Raw genomic sequence first — 15,841 nt, 5'->3', positions numbered from 1 at the left:
AAATCACCCGAATCCGGGTCCGATAAATCCGAATCCGAGTCGTTTCCCATGCCGGACCATCTCACGTGGACGGGAAGCGTCGGCAGTCGACCGCACACCTTGCGGGCCGCGCGCCTTACGACCCGGTCCTGTCTGATCCAGGCAGGACGGAGCAAACCGTCAGAAGTTGCGTTTCTCGTAGGCCGCAAGCGCCCGAGCCCTGCCCTCGTCCAGTGCGACGACGGGCTCAGGGTAGGCATCGCCGGGCGACATGCCCCACCGCTTCGGGATCGAGTCGAAATAGGACAGCGCCGTTTCGGTCGGCGCGTCGCGCCCTTCGGCGATCCAGCGGTCTCGATAGACGCCCTTGGGATCGAAGCGGTCGGCCTGCGTCTGGGGATTGAAGATGCGGAAGTAGGGCGCCGCGTCAGGTCCCGATCCGGCCGTCCATTGCCAGCCGAGCGCATTGGACGCCGGATCCCAGTCGCAAAGGCAGTGCTCGAACCAGCGCTGCCCGATCCGCCAGTGTGCCATCAGATGCTTGGTCAGATAGCTGGCTACGATCATCCGCGCCCGGTTGTGCATCCGCCCCGTCACGAACATCTCGCGCATCGCGGCATCCACGAAGGCCACACCCGTGCGCCCCTGCGTCCAGGCCGTCACCTCGGCGCGCCGCTCGTCCTCGTTCCAGGGAAAGCTGTCCCACCCCTCGCGCCAGTTGGCGCTTACGAGGCGGGGTGTGTGCCATACGAGGTGATAGCCGAACTCGCGCCAGGCCAGCTCCTTCAGGAAGGTCTCGGCGCCCGCCCTGCCGTCATCGACCGCTTGCATCCCCGCGTGCCAGCAGGCGCGTGGCGAAATCTCGCCCCAGGCGAGGTTCTCGGACAGGCCCGATGTCCCATCCTCGGCCACGACGTCGCGGCTCTCTTTGTAGCCGTCCAGCCGATGCACGACGAAAGCGTCGAGACGGGACGCCGCGCGATCCTCGCCGACGGTCAGGTGCGGCTCGACGACGTCCGCACCACGACGCATCGGTCCCGCGAGGTTCCAGTCCTCCAGCGTCTCGCTCTCCGGCCAGCGGACGGGCACGGCGAAATCCGGGCGGGGAAGCTGCCGGCCCACGTCGCGGTCGCGGACCGACCGCCAGAACGGCGAGTAGACCTTGTAGTAGCCGCCCCCGCCGGTCTCGACGGTCCATGGCTCGAAGAGAACGTGGCCGGGGAGGCTCGCGGCGTCGATCCCCTGCTCGTCCAGCGCCGCTTTCACGCCCCTGTCGCGCGCGACCTGATCCGGGTCATAGGCCCTGCTCCACCGAACCGCCGCCGCTCCGGTCTCGCGGCAGAGCCCGGACAGGACGTCCGCCGCCGGCCCACGCCGCAGGATCAGCCGCGATCCCGCCGCTTCGAGCGTCCGCGCCAGATGCGCGACGCCGAGGCCGAACCGCCACAGAGGGCAGGCGCCGTACTCTTGAAAAACCTCGTCCAGGATGAAGACCGGCAGGACCGGGCCCAGTCTCGCGGCGTCGGTCAGTGCCGCGTTGTCGCCCAGCCGAAGATCCTTCCGGACCCACCAGATCGCCGGTGCCGCCATGTCCCCTAAGTCCCCTTTTCCCGCTGGACCTAGACGCGGACGCCCCCCGGTCAATCCTCAGAGGACATGGTCCAGCGCCGCGATCAGGCGGGCGACCTCTTCGCTCGTCGTGTAGTGCGTGAAGCTCACCCTCAGGACGCCGTGTCCGGGATCGATGCCGAGCGCCTTGAGCGGACGAACGGCATAGAAATCGCCCCCGCCCGCGCCGATGTCATGCCGCGCCAGTTCGGCGGCCAGCGCCGCGCCGGGCCGATCGCAATGGATCGCCACCGTCGGCGCCCGCGCTTCGGCCTCTCCCGGCCCAAGAAGCCGGACGTCGTTGCGGTCCGAAAGGAAATCGAGAAGTGGTTCGAGCAGCGCCGTTTCGCGCCGCCGCATCGCGTCATGTACCCTGGCCGCCCGCTCCCTGGGTGTTCCGTGCGATCCGCCGAGCGACGCGTGGAGGCGGTCGATATAGTCCGCCATGCCGGCGCAGGCCGCGATCTGCGCATGGTCCGGTCCCGCCGGCGTGAACCGCTTGTAAAGCGCGTCGCCGTTGAACCAATGCCCCTGGTTCGGCAATGCCTCCCCCAGGGCGCGGCGGACCACCATCAGCCCCTGGTGCGGACCATAGGTCTTGTAGGCCGAGAACAGGTAGATGTCCGCGCCAAGCGCGCCGACGTCCGGGAACCCGTGCGGCGCGTAGCTTACGCCATCGACGCAGGCCACAGCCCCGGCGGCGTGTGCAAGTCGCACGATGGCCGCGACGTCGTTGACCTCGCCCACGACATTCGAGCAATGCGGGAATGCCAGGAGTCTCGCACCGTCCAACAAAGGTTCGAGCTTGGCCGGATCGAGATGACCCGTCGCCGGATCCATCTTCCATTCCCGCACCTCGAAGCCGTCTTCGGCCAGCCGCCGCCACGCGCCCGAATTGGCCTCGTGATCCTGGTCGGTGACGACGATCGCGGCGCCTTCGGGCAGCCAGCGCCTGAAGGCCTGCGCGAGCACGTAGGTGTTCTGCGAGGTCGACGGACCGAAGCTGAGTTCGTCCGTCTCGACGCCCAGCATCGCCGCAAGTCGAATCCGGGCCTGGTCCATTTCCTCGCCGCCCACGCGGCTCGCGTCGAAGGGCCCGTAGGGTTGCACCTTGCGCTCGCGGTAGAAGCGCGCAAGCCGCTCGGTCACGAAGCGGCAGGGATAGGAGCCACCCGCGTTCTCGAAGAAGGCAAGCTCCTGCAACGAAGGTTCGTCGAAGGCGGGGAACTGGGCGCGAACGAAGTCGATGTCGAGGTCGGTCATGGGCGCGAGACAACGCGCCCGCCCGTCCGAGGTCAAGCCCGCCGCTGTCTCAGCATCTCCCAGTGAAGGCGGACCGAAGGGATGAAGAACAGCGCGGCCCCCGTCGCAAGGTAGAAGGACACCATCGCCGGCAGCCAGAGGATCGCCACGAAAAGGCCGACCGAGCCGCTGACGAGGATCGCGGCCTCGGACGGCAGGACGCGCAACAGCGCAAGCTGAAACAGCTTGCCCCCGTCGAGAGGGTGAACCGGGATCATGTTCATCACGAAGAGAAACCCGTTCACCCAGGCGACGGTCTGGAACACCCACCGGATCTCCGGGTCGCCGATGTGCGGCCACGTCAGCCCTGCCAGCGCCCAAAGGGCAAGGTTCACGAGCGGCCCCATCGCCACGATCAGCTCGGTTTCGTACCGGGTGGCCGACCGCGTCTGCTGGCAGAACCCGCCGCCGCCGTAGAGCACGATCCTCTCGACGGGGACGCCCTGGACCAGCGCGCCCCAGGCGTGTCCCAGTTCGTGCAGGAAGATCGACCCCAGAAGGATCGCCGTGAACATCACGTCGAACGCCAGGTCGCGGGACGTACCGCCGAAGTCGATGAAGATCAGCGGCAGAAGCAGGATCGTCACGCCGATCTGCACGGGCACGCCCCAGGGGCCGCGGAACTCGAAGAGAGGATTGTCTCTGAACATTCGTCGCCTCTGCACCAGACCGTCCCGAAACTGGACGGCGAGTGGGGCGAAAACGTGGGACGCAGAGGGCGCGGGGGCGGCAATCGCGCAGCATCTGTTGCCTTCGGGCGAACGGCGCGTTTCCGTCGTGGGGACAGAGGCTGTCGCGGCGGGACCGGCGGCGCGTCTGGCGCGCCGCCGGTTCGATGTTATCGGGGCTCGGCCCGCAGGCCCTTGATGATGGCCCAGCACATCACAAGGAGGACGACCGTGAACGGCAGCCCGGTCGTGATGACCATGGCCTGAAGCGCCGCGAGGCCTCCACCGAGAAGGAGGACGATCGCCACGGCCCCTTCGAAGATGCACCAGAAGACCCTCTGCGGGACCGGCGCGTCGATCTTTCCGCCCGCCGTGATGGTGTCGATGACAAGCGACCCCGAGTCCGAAGACGTCACGAAGAACACCACGACGAGGATGATCCCGATGAACGAGGTGATCGAGGCCAGCGGCAGCGCATCCAGCATCCGGAACAGCTGCAGTTCGAGCGCCGCGTCCTGAGCGCCCGTATAGCCGTCCTGCACGACCTGGGTGATCGCCGTACCGCCGAAGACGCTCATCCAGAACACGCAGACGAGGCTGGGGATCAGAAGGACGCAGATCAGGAATTCGCGCACGCTCCGCCCCCGGCTGACGCGGGCGATGAACATGCCCACGAACGGTGACCAGGAAATCCACCAGGCCCAGTAGAACGCCGTCCAGCCCTGGCTGAAGTTCAGGTCCTCGCGACCGAAGGGGTTCGCCAGCGCGGGCAGGTATTCGACATAGGCAAAGAGGCTGGACGCGAACCCCGTCACGATCGCCACCGTCGGTCCGACAATCAGGACGAACAGCAGCAGAAGGGCGGCGAGGCCCATGTTGATCTCGGACAGGACCTTCACGCCGCCGTCGAGACCGCGCAGGACCGAGATCAGCGCAACCGCCGTGATGATCGAGATCAGGACGACTTCTGTCGTGGGCCCTGTGGGAACTCCGAACAGCTCGTTCAGGCCGGCGTTGGCCTGCGTCGCCCCGAAGCCGAGCGACGTCGCCAGGCCGAAGAGCGTGGCGAAGACCGCGAGGATATCGATGATGTGGCCGGTCCAGCCCCAGACCCTCTCGCCGAAGATCGGGTAGAAGGCCGAGCGGATCGTCAGCGGCAGGCCCTTGTTGTAGGTGAAAAGCGCCAGCGCCAGCGCCACGATGGCATAGATCGCCCAAGGGTGCAGACCCCAGTGGAAGATGGTCGCCGCCATGCCAAGCCGCGCAGCCTCGGCCGCGTCGCCCTCGGCCCCGCCGAGCGGCGCCCAGTCCGAACGCACCCCGCCCTCTCCCGCGACGCCGCCGAGCGAGGTCGAGAAGTGGCTGAGCGGTTCGGAGACGCCATAGAACATCAGCCCGATGCCCATGCCTGCCGCGAAGAGCATCGCGAACCAGCCGATGTAGGTATAGTCGGGGGTGGCCTCCTTGCCGCCGATCCTCACGCCGCCCCAGGGGCTGACGATCAGAAAGAGGCAAAACACCACGAAGATGTCAGCCGCGGCGAGGAAGAACCAGTCGAAGGTCGCCGTGGTGGCGGGCCGGAGCCAGCCGAAGAATTCCGCGGACTGCTCGGGCAGAGCGAGCGCGTAGAACACGAAGAACACGATGGTCAGCCCCGATACGAGGAAGACCGGGTTGTGGATGTCGAAGCCGAAAGGCCCGAGAGAGCCTTCGACGTTGCTTTGTCCGATGCGATAGTCCGTGTCGATGATCTCGACCGGCCCCTCGGGCTCGGGTATGCCCTGGTTTGCCGTCTGGTCGGTCATGGTCGTCCTCCCTTCCGCGTTTTTGTGATTCGCACGCTGTGGTGACGCTCGAAGAGGAGCACGGTGCGAAAGCCTGCGGTCGTTGCCGCTGTCCGATTGGCGATGCTGACGCGCGCATCACGCCGCGCAGGGACCGCAAGGCGGTCTCTGGTCGTGCAGCCTAGGGACGGTCGGGCGTCCCGGGTACCGCACAAGCGGCGATTTCGTGCCGAAAACGACAGGTGTGGCCCGTTCGCGACGCTCTCAGGCGGTCTTTGCGGTCATCGAGGGGCGGCGCGCCGCGGCGGCCATCTTCGCCGCCAGCCGTTCGGCCGGGGGCGTGACATAGGTGTCCATGCGGGCGCGGATTTCGCGGATCTCGGGCTCGGTGCCGGTCGCCAGCCGCAGCGGCTTCGTCCCGTCGATCAGGTAGATCAGGCAATGGCAGTCGCCCGACGAGATGGACCGGGTGATGCCGACGCCGATGATCTGGTCGAGGTCGACTGTCGCAAGGACCTGACCCCGCCCCCGCGGATTGCGCGAGACAAAGCGGACCTCGTGCCTCAGACGGTCGACCTGCACCTCGGGACGGAAGCCGCGGGGTGACACCGACAGGCAAAGCCCCCCCAACACGCCCAGGACGCAGGTCAGGACCAGCTTCATGGTCAGCGCATCGCCCATGTAGATCGAGCCAGGCAGCAGCCACTGGGCGAAGGCGGCGAGAAGGAATGCCAATCCGAGGAACGTCAGCGACCATTCGACCAGCAGGTCGAGCGGCTTTTCCTGCATGTCCGCCGGGCGCAGCCTGAAACCCCAAGGCATCTCGATCTGCGCCAGAAGGGGCGTTTCGACGACATCGTCGCTTATTCGGCTGATCCTGTTCATCCCGCTTCGTCTGTGTCCCGTCCAGCCCCGATAGCCAGCAAAAGAGGCAACAATGAGACGCCTTGTATAAAGCCCGGTGGCGTGTATAAGCCCCCGGTCCGCCGCCGATCGTTTGACCGGCGCACCCTCTCGTGGACGGGAGCGGCGGATATCATGCCCGTCCTATGAAGTGCGCCCTGACAGAACTGGAGAAGACATGCCGCTTTACGAGCATGTGATGATCGCGCGTCAGGATCTTTCCAACACGCAGGCCGAAGGCCTCATCGAACATTTCGGCACGGTTCTCGCGGACAACGGCGGCAAGGTCGTCGAGAGCGAGTACTGGGGCGTCAAGACGATGGCCTACAAGATCAACAAGAACCGCAAGGGCCACTATGCCCTCATGCGCTCGGACGCGCCCGCGCCCGCCGTGCAGGAGATGGAGCGTCTCATGCGCCTGCACGAGGACGTCATGCGCGTCCTGACCGTGAAGGTCGACGAGCACGAGGAAGGCCCCAGCGCGCAGATGCGCAAGTCCGACGAACGCGAAGGCCGGGATGGCCGCCGCGAGCGCCGCTGAGAAGGAACTAGATCATGGCCGCAAAACCGTTTTTCCGCCGCCGCAAGGTCTGCCCGTTCTCGGGCGACGACGCGCCGAAGATCGACTACAAGGACACGAAGCTCCTGCAGCGCTACATTTCCGAGCGCGGCAAGATCGTCCCGTCCCGCATCACCGCCGTGTCGGCGAAGAAGCAGCGTGAACTGGCCCGCGCCATCAAGCGCGCCCGCTTCCTCGCCCTTCTGCCGTACACCGTGAAGTAAGGAGAGCACCCATGCAGGTTATCCTTCTCGAACGCGTGGCCAAGCTGGGCCAGATGGGCGAAGTCGTTTCCGTCAAGGACGGCTACGCCCGCAACTATCTTCTGCCGCAGAAGAAGGCCCTCTGGGCCTCGGAAACGAACATCAAGGCGTTCGAAGCCGACAAGGCCCAGCTCGAGGCGCGCAACCTCGAGACCAAGAAAGAGGCCGACTCGATGGCCGCCCGTCTCGACGGCCAGCAGTTCGTCCTCATCCGGCAGGCGTCCGATGGCGGCGCGCTCTATGGTTCGGTCACCACTCGTGACGCCGCCGACGCGGCGGCCGAGGCCGGCTTCACCATCGAGCGCCGGCAGGTCAACATCACGACCCCGATCAAGGAACTCGGCATCCACAAGGTTGGCATCACGCTGCACCCGGAAGTCGAAGCGACGATCGAACTGAACGTCGCGCGCTCGCCCGAAGAGGCCGAGCTTCAGTCCAAGGGCATCAACATCGCCGAGCAGGCGGCCGAGGAAGAGGCGCAAGCCGACGCCGAGATCGCCGAGCTGTTCGACGAGATCGGTGCCGCCGAGATGGACGAGCAGGACCGCGACGACCGCCGCCCGCGCGACGAGCGCGAGACGGACGACGACGCCTGAGACCGTCCGGAACAGAACGCGAAGGGCCGCCCTCGGGCGGCCTTTTGTTTTTATAGGCCGGCACGGGGCGCTTCGGCCTCCTCACGCCTTTCCGCCCTTGAAGTTGCCTTGTAGGCTGGCCCCATGTGCGGACGCTTTGCCATCACCCTGCCCGACGACGCCATGGCACAGCTTTTCGACGCCGTGCCGGCGAACGATCTGCCGCAAATCCCGAACTACAACGTCTGCCCCACGAACACCGTCCACACCGTCACCTCGGCCGACGGCCACCGCAGGCTCAGGCCGATGCGCTGGGGCTTCCTGCCGCACTGGTACAAGACGACCAGCGATGGCCCCCTCCTCATCAACGCCCGCGCCGAGACGATCGCCGAGAAGCCCGCCTTTCGCGCCGCCTGCCGCGAGCGGCGCTGCCTGATCCCGGCCTCGGGTTTCTACGAATGGACCAAGGACGAGGCCGGCAACCGCCTGCCCTGGTTCATCCATCCGGCCGAGGACGACCTCATCGCCTTCGCCGGCGTCTGGCAGGACTGGGAGCGCGGCGACGAGGCCTATACGACCTGCGCCATCGTCACGACCGAGGCGAATGCCCCGATGTCGCGCATCCACCACCGGATGCCCGTCGTCCTCGCCCGCGACGACTGGGCCAAGTGGCTGGGCGAGGACGGCAAGGGGGCTGCCAACCTGATGATTCCCGCTCCCGACGAGGCGCTGGCCTTCCACCGCGTCGATCCGCGCGTGAATTCGAACCGGGCGTCCGGTTCCGACCTCGTGGAGCCGCTGAGGGAACCCAACCCATCCTGACGCATTCCATTACCCGAATGTGATAAGGAGAGACGCCATGCCCCCGTCCCGCACCAATTCCTCGGCCGGTCCCGGATCGCCCGACGTCTTCGGTTTCTACGACGAGGACACCGGCAGCGTGCAATATCTCGTGGCCTGTCCCGCGACCCGGAAGGCCGCGACAATCGACGTGGTGCAGGGCTTCGATCCCCGCAGCGCCGCCACCGACGTCGACGCGGCCCGACACATCCTGCGGTTTGCCGAAAGCGAGGGCCTCGAGATCGAGTGGGTCCTCGACACCCACCCCCACGCCGATCACGCCATGGCCTCGGCATGGCTCGCCGCCGAGACAGGCGCACCGAACGCCATCGGCGAGAAGGTGGTCGAGATCGCCCGCCTCTGGCGCGACCTCTACAACCTGCCCGACGCCTTCGATCCGACACGCGATTTCGCACGCCTTTTCGCGGACGGCGACACCTTCGCCATCGGCACCCTGCCCGTCCGCGTGATGCTTTCGCCCGGCCATACGCTCGGCTCGATCACCTATGTCGTGGGCGACGATGCGGCCTTCGTGCATGACACCTTGATGCAGCCCGACGTGGGCACTACGCGCGCCGATTTCCCCGGCGGATCGGCCGAGGACCTGTGGGATTCCCTTCAGAAGATCCTCGCGCTGCCCGACGAGACGCGCCTCTTCGTCGGCCATGACTACGGGACAGGGGATAGGGCGCCTCAATGGGAGGCAACCGTGCGCGAACACCGCCGGCATAACGCGCACATCGGCGGCGGCGTGACGAAATCGGAATTCATCGAGACGCGTCAGGCGCGGGACAGGACGCTACCCCTGCCCGACAGGATGCTGCACGTCCTCCAGATGAACCTCCGCGCCGGAAAGGCTCCTCCGGCGGAGGGTGATGGTCACAGCTACCTGAGGATTCCGCTCAACCGGTTCTAGGGCTCGCGCAGGCTCAGGTACGGCGCAGCCGGATGACCACGTCGACCTTGGCGATCTCGGCGCCCTTGGGGGCCTGCGGCAGCCGCGCGATCTCCAGCTCCTCGGCCGGGGCGTCGACGAGGCGCGCATCCTCTTCCCAGTAGAAATGCGGATGATCGTCGGTGCGGGTGTCGAAATAGCTCTTCGAGCCGTCGACGGTGATCTCCTGCACCAGCCCCGCATCGCAGAAGGCGCGCAACGTGTTGTAGACGGTTGCGAGCGACACCGCGTCGCCGTGGTCCTGCGCGGCGGCATGAAGACCCTCGGCGGTGACGTGGCGCGGCTTGCCGTCGCCGATCAGCAACTCGGCCAGCGCCACGCGCTGACGCGTCGGACGCAACCCGGCCCGTCCCAGCCAGTCGGCGGAACGTTCCTTCGGTTTGCGGTTCAGGCGCATCGGGTCGGTCATCGCCTCCATATAATAAGCCTGAAGCCTCCGGTTCAATGCGTTTCCGCGCGAAGTCGCGGACATCCCGGGGATTTGTCTCCCCTTGCGCCACATTCGACCCCCCTGCTATGGGGCGTGCGACAGAACGGCAACAATACCGGAACGGAGCGCGCATGGCCGATTTCCCCACCTGCTTCGACAAGGACGCGCTGCTCGCCTGCGCGCGTGGAGAGCTCTTCGGTCCCGGCAACGCCCAGCTTCCCGCCCCGCCCATGCTGATGATGGACCGCATCACCGAAATCAGCGGAGACGGCGGCGAACACGGCAAGGGTCATGTCGTGGCCGAGTTCGACATCACCCCCGACCTCTGGTTCTTCGAGTGCCACTTCCCCGGCAACCCGATCATGCCGGGCTGCCTCGGGCTCGACGGCCTGTGGCAGCTTACCGGCTTCAACCTCGGCTGGCGGGGCTGGCAGGGGCGCGGATACGCGCTCGGCGTGGGCGAGGTGAAACTGACCGGCATGGTGCGGCCCGACCGCAAGATGCTGACCTACAAGGTCGATTTCACCAAGGCGATCCAGACCCGCCGCCTGACCATGGGCGTCGCCGACGGCATCGTCGAAGCGGACGGCGACGTCATCTACGTGGTGAAGGACATGAAGGTGGCGTTGAGCGAGACCTGAGCCCGACCAAGTCGTGGTGGCTTGACCGATAGGAAGCTGGCGTGTGTAACGTTGGCGGTCGGTGCCAGGTCAACGGCATCCTTTGTAGGCCGACTTGGGCGGTCGGTCCGTCAGGATCTAGCAGTGAACCTCTTAGAACTTCGCGAACGTCTCACCGGCCTGGGGATCCATCCGGACTCATACTCAATTGGATCATTCGATGACGATCGGCCTGCATTGCTGACGTTCGGAGGAAAATGGATCGTGTCAGTCTCTGAGCGTGGCGAATTCGGCGATTACCGCACGTTTGCTTCTGAAAGCGAAGCATGTGCATACTTCCTGCAGCAGATGGATGCGAAGACATTCCAACCAAAGATTGAGTGATGTCGTCGCGAGTTGGACCACCTGCGCGCCACCACGTCGTTCGTCATCCATCTCGCCCAGCACAATTCCAAATGATCCGCCCCACGCCGACCTAAGGCCAGCCACCGCCCCCTAACCGCTTGCCCCTCCGGCCCCGCCCGTCCTACATAGGCCCCGGGCGAAGAACGGGAGAGCAGCATGCGTCGCGTCGTCATCACCGGGATGGGCATCGTCAGCCCCATCGGCAACAACGTGGCCGAGGTCGAGGCCAGCCTCCGTGCGGGCCGGTCGGGCATATCCTTCCAACCCGAGTACGCCGAGAAGGGCTTTCGCAGCCAGATCGCGGGCGTTCCCGACATCGTGCTCGAGGATCATATCGACAAGCGCCAGATGCGCTTCATGGGTCCGACCGCCGCCTATGCCTACCTCGCCATGCAGCAAGCCATCGCCGACTCGGGGCTCGAGGAGACGGACATCTCGAACGAGATGACCGGCCTCGTCGCCGGCTCGGGAGGTCCGTCCACATCGAACTTCTTCGAAGCCCACCAAGCGGTGATCCAGAAAGGCGCGCCCAAGCGGATGGGACCGTTCATGGTCACGCGCTGCATGTCGTCAACCGTCTCGGCCTGCCTCGCTACGCCGTTCAGGATCAAGGGCATCAACTACTCCATCACCTCGGCCTGCTCGACCACGCTTCACTGCATGGGCAACGGGACCGAGCAGATCCAGATGGGCAAGCAGGACATCGTCTTCGCGGGCGGGGGCGAAGAGGTCGACTGGACCCTCTCCTGCCTGTTCGACGCGATGGGTGCCATGTCGTCCAAGTACAACGACACCCCCACCGAGGCCGCCCGCGCCTTCGACGAAAGCCGCGACGGCTTCGTGATCGGCGGCGGCGGCGGCATGGTGGTTCTCGAGGAACTGGAGCACGCCAAGGCGCGCGGCGCCAAGATCTACGCCGAGGTCACGGGCTACGGCGCCACCTCCGACGGCTACGACATGGTCGCGCCGTCTGGCGAGGGCGGCGAACGGTCGATGCGAATTGCCGCCTCGACGCTCGGCGATCGCACCGTGGATTACATCAACGCCCACGGCACCTCGACGCCCGTGGGCGACGTGACCGAGGTCGAGGCCGTGCGCCGCGTCTTCGGACAGGATCACGCGCCGATCTCGTCGACCAAGTCGATGACCGGGCATTCGCTCGGCGCCGCGGGCGTCCACGAGGCGATCTATTCGCTCATCATGATGGAAAAGGGCTTCATGGCGCCGTCGATCAACGTGCGCACCCTCGACCCCGCGATCCGCCCCGAAGAGATCGTGACGAAGACGACCGAGGCCGAACTCGACACGGTCATCTCGAACAGCTTCGGCTTCGGCGGCACCAACGCCACCGTTGCCATGTCCAAATACCACGGGTGATGCCATGGCCGACCTGATGACGGGCAAACGCGGACTGGTGATGGGGGTCGCGAACGATCACTCCATCGCCTGGGGCATCGCGAAGGCGCTACACGCCGAAGGCGCCGAACTCGCCTTCACCTATCAGGGCGAAGCCTTCGGCAAGCGCGTCGAACCTCTCGCGGCCAGTGTCGGATCCGACATCCTGATCGACGTCGACGTGACCGACGACGCCTCTCTCGACGAAGCCTTCAACGAGATCGCCGTGAAGTGGGGCAAGCTCGACTTTCTCGTCCACTCCATCGCCTTTTCGGACAAGAACGAACTCACCGGGCGCTTCATCGACACCAGCCGCCGGAACTTCCAGAACTCGCTGACCATCTCGTGCTACTCGCTGGTCGAGGTCGCCCGCCGCGCGCGTCCGCTGATGACCGAGGGCGGCACGATCCTGACGCTGACCTACATGGGCTCGAACCGCGTCCAGCCGAACTACAACGTCATGGGCGTCGCCAAGGCCGCGCTGGAAAGTGCCGTGCGCTATCTCGCCAACGACCTCGGGCCCGAAGGCATCCGCGTCAACGCAATCTCGCCCGGCCCGATGAAGACGCTGGCGGGGGCCGCCATCGGCGGCGCGCGCAAGACCTTCAAGACGACCGAGGCCAACGCGCCCCTCCGCAAGAACGCCACGCTCGAGGCGATCGGCGGCACCGCGGTCTATCTCTGCTCGGACTACGGCGCCTGCACCACCGGGGAGATCGTCCGCGTCGACGGCGGCTTCCATGTGCTGGGCATGATGCAGCCGGAAAGCTCCTGACGCCCGGTTGATCCGGGTCAACGCCTGACGGCTTGCAACCCTTTAGACTTCGCGCGTCAACCGAAAGGAGCGCGCGATGGACGGAACGGCGACCCAGACGAAGACCGAACCAGTGCAGGTGCCCGCCACCCTGCCCGGCCCAGTCTTCGAGAACGACGTCTATCCCTACGAGGACAGGCTCGACCTCAAGACCTACGAGGACGAGAAGGCCCGCCTCCAGGCCGAACTCCTGAAGGTCCAGATTTGGGCGCAGGAAACAGGCCAGAAGTTCATCGTGATCTTCGAGGGCCGCGACGCCGCCGGGAAGGGCGGCACGATCAAGCGGTTCATGGAGCACCTGAACCCGCGCCAGGCCCGCGTCGTCGCGCTGAACAAGCCCTCCGAGGAGGAGAAAGGCCAGTGGTTCTTCCAGCGCTACCTGACACACCTGCCGACGGCCGGCGAAATGGTCTTCTACGACCGCTCATGGTACAACCGCGCGGGCGTCGAGCGCGTGATGGGGTTCTGCGAACCCTCCGAGTACCTCGAATTCATGCGCCAGACCCCGGACCTCGAGAGGATGCTCGTCCGATCCGGCATCCGCCTGTACAAGTACTGGTTCTCGGTCACCCGGGACGAGCAGCGCCGCCGCTTCGCCTCGCGTGAGACCGATCCCCTCAAGCGCTGGAAGCTGTCGCCCATCGACAAGGCGTCGCTCGACCGGTGGGACGACTATACCGAGGCGAAGGAGGCGATGCTGTTCTATACCGATACCGCCGACGCCCCCTGGACCATCGTGAAGTCCGACGACAAGAAACGCGCCCGGCTGAACTGCATGAGGCACTTCCTGTCCTCGCTCGACTATCCCGGGAAGGACCTGAAGGTGGCCATGCCGCCCGACCCGCGCATCGTGGGGCGCGCGGACCATGTCCTGCACAAGACCGACCATATCCTGGCTACCGCGCTGCATCCCGATACCCGCAAGGCGCAAAGGACCTGAGCAGCCGAGGGGCTCAGCCCCCATTCCCGGGGGTGACGTCCGCGCGCGCCCAAGGTAAAGGACACTCCGCATCACGGAGTGACCCATGGCCCGCATCCTCATCACCAGCGCCATTCCCTACATCAACGGGATCAAGCACCTGGGGAACCTGGTCGGCTCGCAGCTGCCCGCCGACCTCTATGCGCGCTACATGCGCGCCCGCGACCACGAGGTGCTGTTCCTCTGCGCCACCGACGAGCACGGCACGCCGGCCGAGCTTGCCGCCGCCAAGGCCGGGATGCCTGTCGCCGACTACTGCGCCGAGATGCACGAGGTGCAAACCAGGCTCTCGGACGGCTTCCGTCTGTCCTTCGACAAGTTCGGCCGCTCCTCCTCGCCCCAGAACCATCTGCTGACCCAGCACTTCGCCGGCAAGCTGGCCGAGAACGGGCTGATCTCCGAGGTGTCGGAGAAACAGATGTACTCGAATGCCGACGGCCGCTTCCTGCCCGACCGCTATATCGAAGGCACCTGCCCCAACTGCGGATACGACCGCGCGCGGGGCGACCAGTGCGAGAACTGCACCAAGCAGCTCGACCCGACCGACCTGATCGAGCCACGCTCGGCCATTTCCGGTTCGACCGACCTCGAGGTGCGCGAGACGAAGCACCTCTACCTCAAGCAGCGGTCCCTGCGCGGCCAGTTGTCGGAGTGGATCGACTCGAAGACCGACTGGCCTGTCCTGACGACTTCCATCGCGAGGAAATGGCTCAACGACGGCGACGGCCTCCAGGATCGCGGGATCACCCGCGACCTCGACTGGGGCATCCCGGTGAAGAAAGGCGCCGAGGACTGGCCCGGCATGGAAGGCAAGGTCTTCTACGTCTGGTTCGACGCCCCCATCGAATACATCGCCTGCGCCAAGGAATGGTCCGACGCGCGCGGTGCGCCCGACGCCGAGTGGGAGCGCTGGTGGCGCACGGACAAGGGTGCCGACGACGTCCGCTATGTCCAGTTCATGGGCAAGGACAACGTCCCGTTCCACACGCTGTCGTTCCCGGCGACGATCATCGGCTCTGGAGAGCCGTGGAAGCTGGTCGACTACATCAAGTCGTTCAACTACCTCAACTACGACGGCGGCCAGTTCTCGACCTCGCAGGGGCGTGGCGTCTTCATGGACCAGGCCCTGTCGATCCTGCCCGCCGACTACTGGCGCTGGTGGCTTCTGTCGCATGCGCCCGAGAATTCGGACGCGGAATTCACCTGGGAGAATTTCCAGGCCAGCGTGAACAAGGATTTGGCCGACGTCCTCGGCAACTTCGTCAGCCGCGTCACCAAGTTCTGCCGCTCGAAGTTCGGTGAGGAAGTCCCGTCAGGCGGCGACTGGGGCGCCGAGGAAGACGCCCTCATCGCGCGCCTATCCGAAGGCGTCGCGCGCTACGAAGCGGCGATGGAGGCGATCGAGGTCCGCAAGGCCGCGGGCGAGTTGCGCGCGATCTGGGTCGCGGGCAACGAATACCTCCAGTCCGCCGCACCCTGGTCGGTCTTCAAGGACGACCCCGACCGCGCCGCCGCGCAGGTCCGCCTCGCCCTGAACCTGATCCGCGTCTACGCAGTCCTGTCGGCGCCCTTCATCCCCGACGCCGCAGGGTCGATGCTTTCGGCGATGAACACGCTCGATACCGACTGGCCGTCCGACATGCGCGCCGCGCTGACCGCTCTGCCGCCCGGCCACGCCTTCACCGTGCCCGAGGTGCTCTTCAAGAAGATCGCGGACGAAGAGCGCGAAGACTGGCAGACCGGCTTTGCGGGGCAGCGCTGA

17 protein-coding genes are annotated in these 15,841 nt (G+C 66.0%); 11 read left to right on the top strand and 6 right to left on the bottom strand.

Going from position 1 to position 15,841, the window contains the following annotated elements:
- Positions 1-159: 159 nt before the first annotated feature.
- The 5 genes from EF888_RS04015 to EF888_RS03995 all read right to left on the bottom strand — a co-directional run bounded on the left by EF888_RS04015 (position 160) and on the right by EF888_RS03995 (position 6,226).
- On the bottom strand, positions 160-1,569 hold the full coding sequence (locus EF888_RS04015) for a cryptochrome/photolyase family protein (protein WP_109757559.1): 1,410 nt from the start codon (positions 1,567-1,569) through the stop codon (positions 160-162).
- A gap of 57 nt (positions 1,570-1,626) precedes the next feature.
- On the bottom strand, positions 1,627-2,850 hold the full coding sequence (locus EF888_RS04010; protein ID WP_109757558.1) for an aminotransferase class V-fold PLP-dependent enzyme: 1,224 nt from the start codon (positions 2,848-2,850) through the stop codon (positions 1,627-1,629).
- A gap of 32 nt (positions 2,851-2,882) precedes the next feature.
- Entirely contained in the window at positions 2,883-3,539 is a 657-nt protein-coding gene (locus EF888_RS04005) for a site-2 protease family protein (protein WP_109757557.1), read from the bottom strand.
- Between the two features lie 188 nt (positions 3,540-3,727).
- Positions 3,728-5,362 carry a BCCT family transporter gene (locus EF888_RS04000; RefSeq protein ID WP_109757556.1) on the bottom strand — a complete coding sequence of 545 codons (1,635 nt, stop codon included), beginning with the start codon at positions 5,360-5,362 and terminating at the stop codon, positions 3,728-3,730.
- 243 nt (positions 5,363-5,605) lie between these two features.
- Positions 5,606-6,226 carry a hypothetical protein gene (locus tag EF888_RS03995; RefSeq protein ID WP_109757555.1) on the bottom strand — a complete coding sequence of 207 codons (621 nt, stop codon included), beginning with the start codon at positions 6,224-6,226 and terminating at the stop codon, positions 5,606-5,608.
- Between the two features lie 196 nt (positions 6,227-6,422).
- On the opposite strand from EF888_RS03995, the gene rpsF reads away from it, so the two are divergent.
- The 5 genes from rpsF (at position 6,423) to EF888_RS03970 (ending at position 9,397) form a co-directional block, all read left to right on the top strand.
- Positions 6,423-6,785 (top strand): 30S ribosomal protein S6, encoded by a 363-nt coding sequence (gene rpsF, locus EF888_RS03990; RefSeq protein WP_109757554.1) that lies wholly within the window; start codon positions 6,423-6,425, stop codon positions 6,783-6,785.
- Positions 6,786-6,799: 14 nt separating this feature from the next.
- Positions 6,800-7,027, top strand: a complete 228-nt coding sequence (rpsR, locus tag EF888_RS03985; protein WP_109757553.1) for a 30S ribosomal protein S18 — start codon at positions 6,800-6,802, stop codon at positions 7,025-7,027.
- A gap of 11 nt (positions 7,028-7,038) precedes the next feature.
- Positions 7,039-7,662 carry a 50S ribosomal protein L9 gene (gene rplI / locus EF888_RS03980; protein ID WP_109757552.1) on the top strand — a complete coding sequence of 208 codons (624 nt, stop codon included), beginning with the start codon at positions 7,039-7,041 and terminating at the stop codon, positions 7,660-7,662.
- Between the two features lie 123 nt (positions 7,663-7,785).
- Entirely contained in the window at positions 7,786-8,463 is a 678-nt protein-coding gene (locus EF888_RS03975) for an SOS response-associated peptidase (protein ID WP_109757551.1), read from the top strand.
- Positions 8,464-8,500: 37 nt separating this feature from the next.
- Positions 8,501-9,397: an MBL fold metallo-hydrolase gene (locus EF888_RS03970; protein WP_109757550.1), complete on the top strand. Its 897-nt coding sequence runs from the start codon at positions 8,501-8,503 to the stop codon at positions 9,395-9,397.
- A 13-nt stretch (positions 9,398-9,410) separates the two neighbouring features.
- Here EF888_RS03970 and irrA read toward each other — a convergent pair whose 3' ends face one another.
- Complete coding sequence (gene irrA / locus EF888_RS03965) at positions 9,411-9,845, bottom strand: iron response transcriptional regulator IrrA (RefSeq protein WP_241239795.1); 435 nt, start codon at positions 9,843-9,845, stop codon at positions 9,411-9,413.
- Between the two features lie 152 nt (positions 9,846-9,997).
- On the opposite strand from irrA, the gene fabA reads away from it, so the two are divergent.
- The 6 genes from fabA (at position 9,998) to metG (ending at position 15,841) form a co-directional block, all read left to right on the top strand.
- Complete coding sequence (fabA, locus tag EF888_RS03960) at positions 9,998-10,507, top strand: bifunctional 3-hydroxydecanoyl-ACP dehydratase/trans-2-decenoyl-ACP isomerase (RefSeq protein WP_109757549.1); 510 nt, start codon at positions 9,998-10,000, stop codon at positions 10,505-10,507.
- A gap of 123 nt (positions 10,508-10,630) precedes the next feature.
- Positions 10,631-10,870 carry a hypothetical protein gene (locus EF888_RS03955; protein WP_126918485.1) on the top strand — a complete coding sequence of 80 codons (240 nt, stop codon included), beginning with the start codon at positions 10,631-10,633 and terminating at the stop codon, positions 10,868-10,870.
- A 177-nt stretch (positions 10,871-11,047) separates the two neighbouring features.
- Positions 11,048-12,268 carry a beta-ketoacyl-ACP synthase I gene (gene fabB, locus EF888_RS03950; RefSeq protein WP_109757548.1) on the top strand — a complete coding sequence of 407 codons (1,221 nt, stop codon included), beginning with the start codon at positions 11,048-11,050 and terminating at the stop codon, positions 12,266-12,268.
- A gap of 4 nt (positions 12,269-12,272) precedes the next feature.
- A complete protein-coding gene (locus EF888_RS03945) occupies positions 12,273-13,061 on the top strand; it encodes an enoyl-ACP reductase FabI (protein WP_109757547.1) in 789 nt (262 codons plus the stop codon).
- Between the two features lie 76 nt (positions 13,062-13,137).
- Complete coding sequence (gene ppk2, locus EF888_RS03940) at positions 13,138-14,040, top strand: polyphosphate kinase 2 (protein WP_109757546.1); 903 nt, start codon at positions 13,138-13,140, stop codon at positions 14,038-14,040.
- Between the two features lie 85 nt (positions 14,041-14,125).
- Entirely contained in the window at positions 14,126-15,841 is a 1,716-nt protein-coding gene (gene metG, locus EF888_RS03935; RefSeq protein WP_109757545.1) for a methionine--tRNA ligase, read from the top strand.

This window comes from Silicimonas algicola (assembly GCF_003970735.1).
Classification (GTDB): Bacteria; Pseudomonadota; Alphaproteobacteria; order Rhodobacterales; family Rhodobacteraceae; genus Silicimonas; species Silicimonas algicola.
The sequence above is the reverse complement of the archived record's forward strand: the minus strand, read 5'-3'. Positions and strand labels throughout refer to the sequence as shown.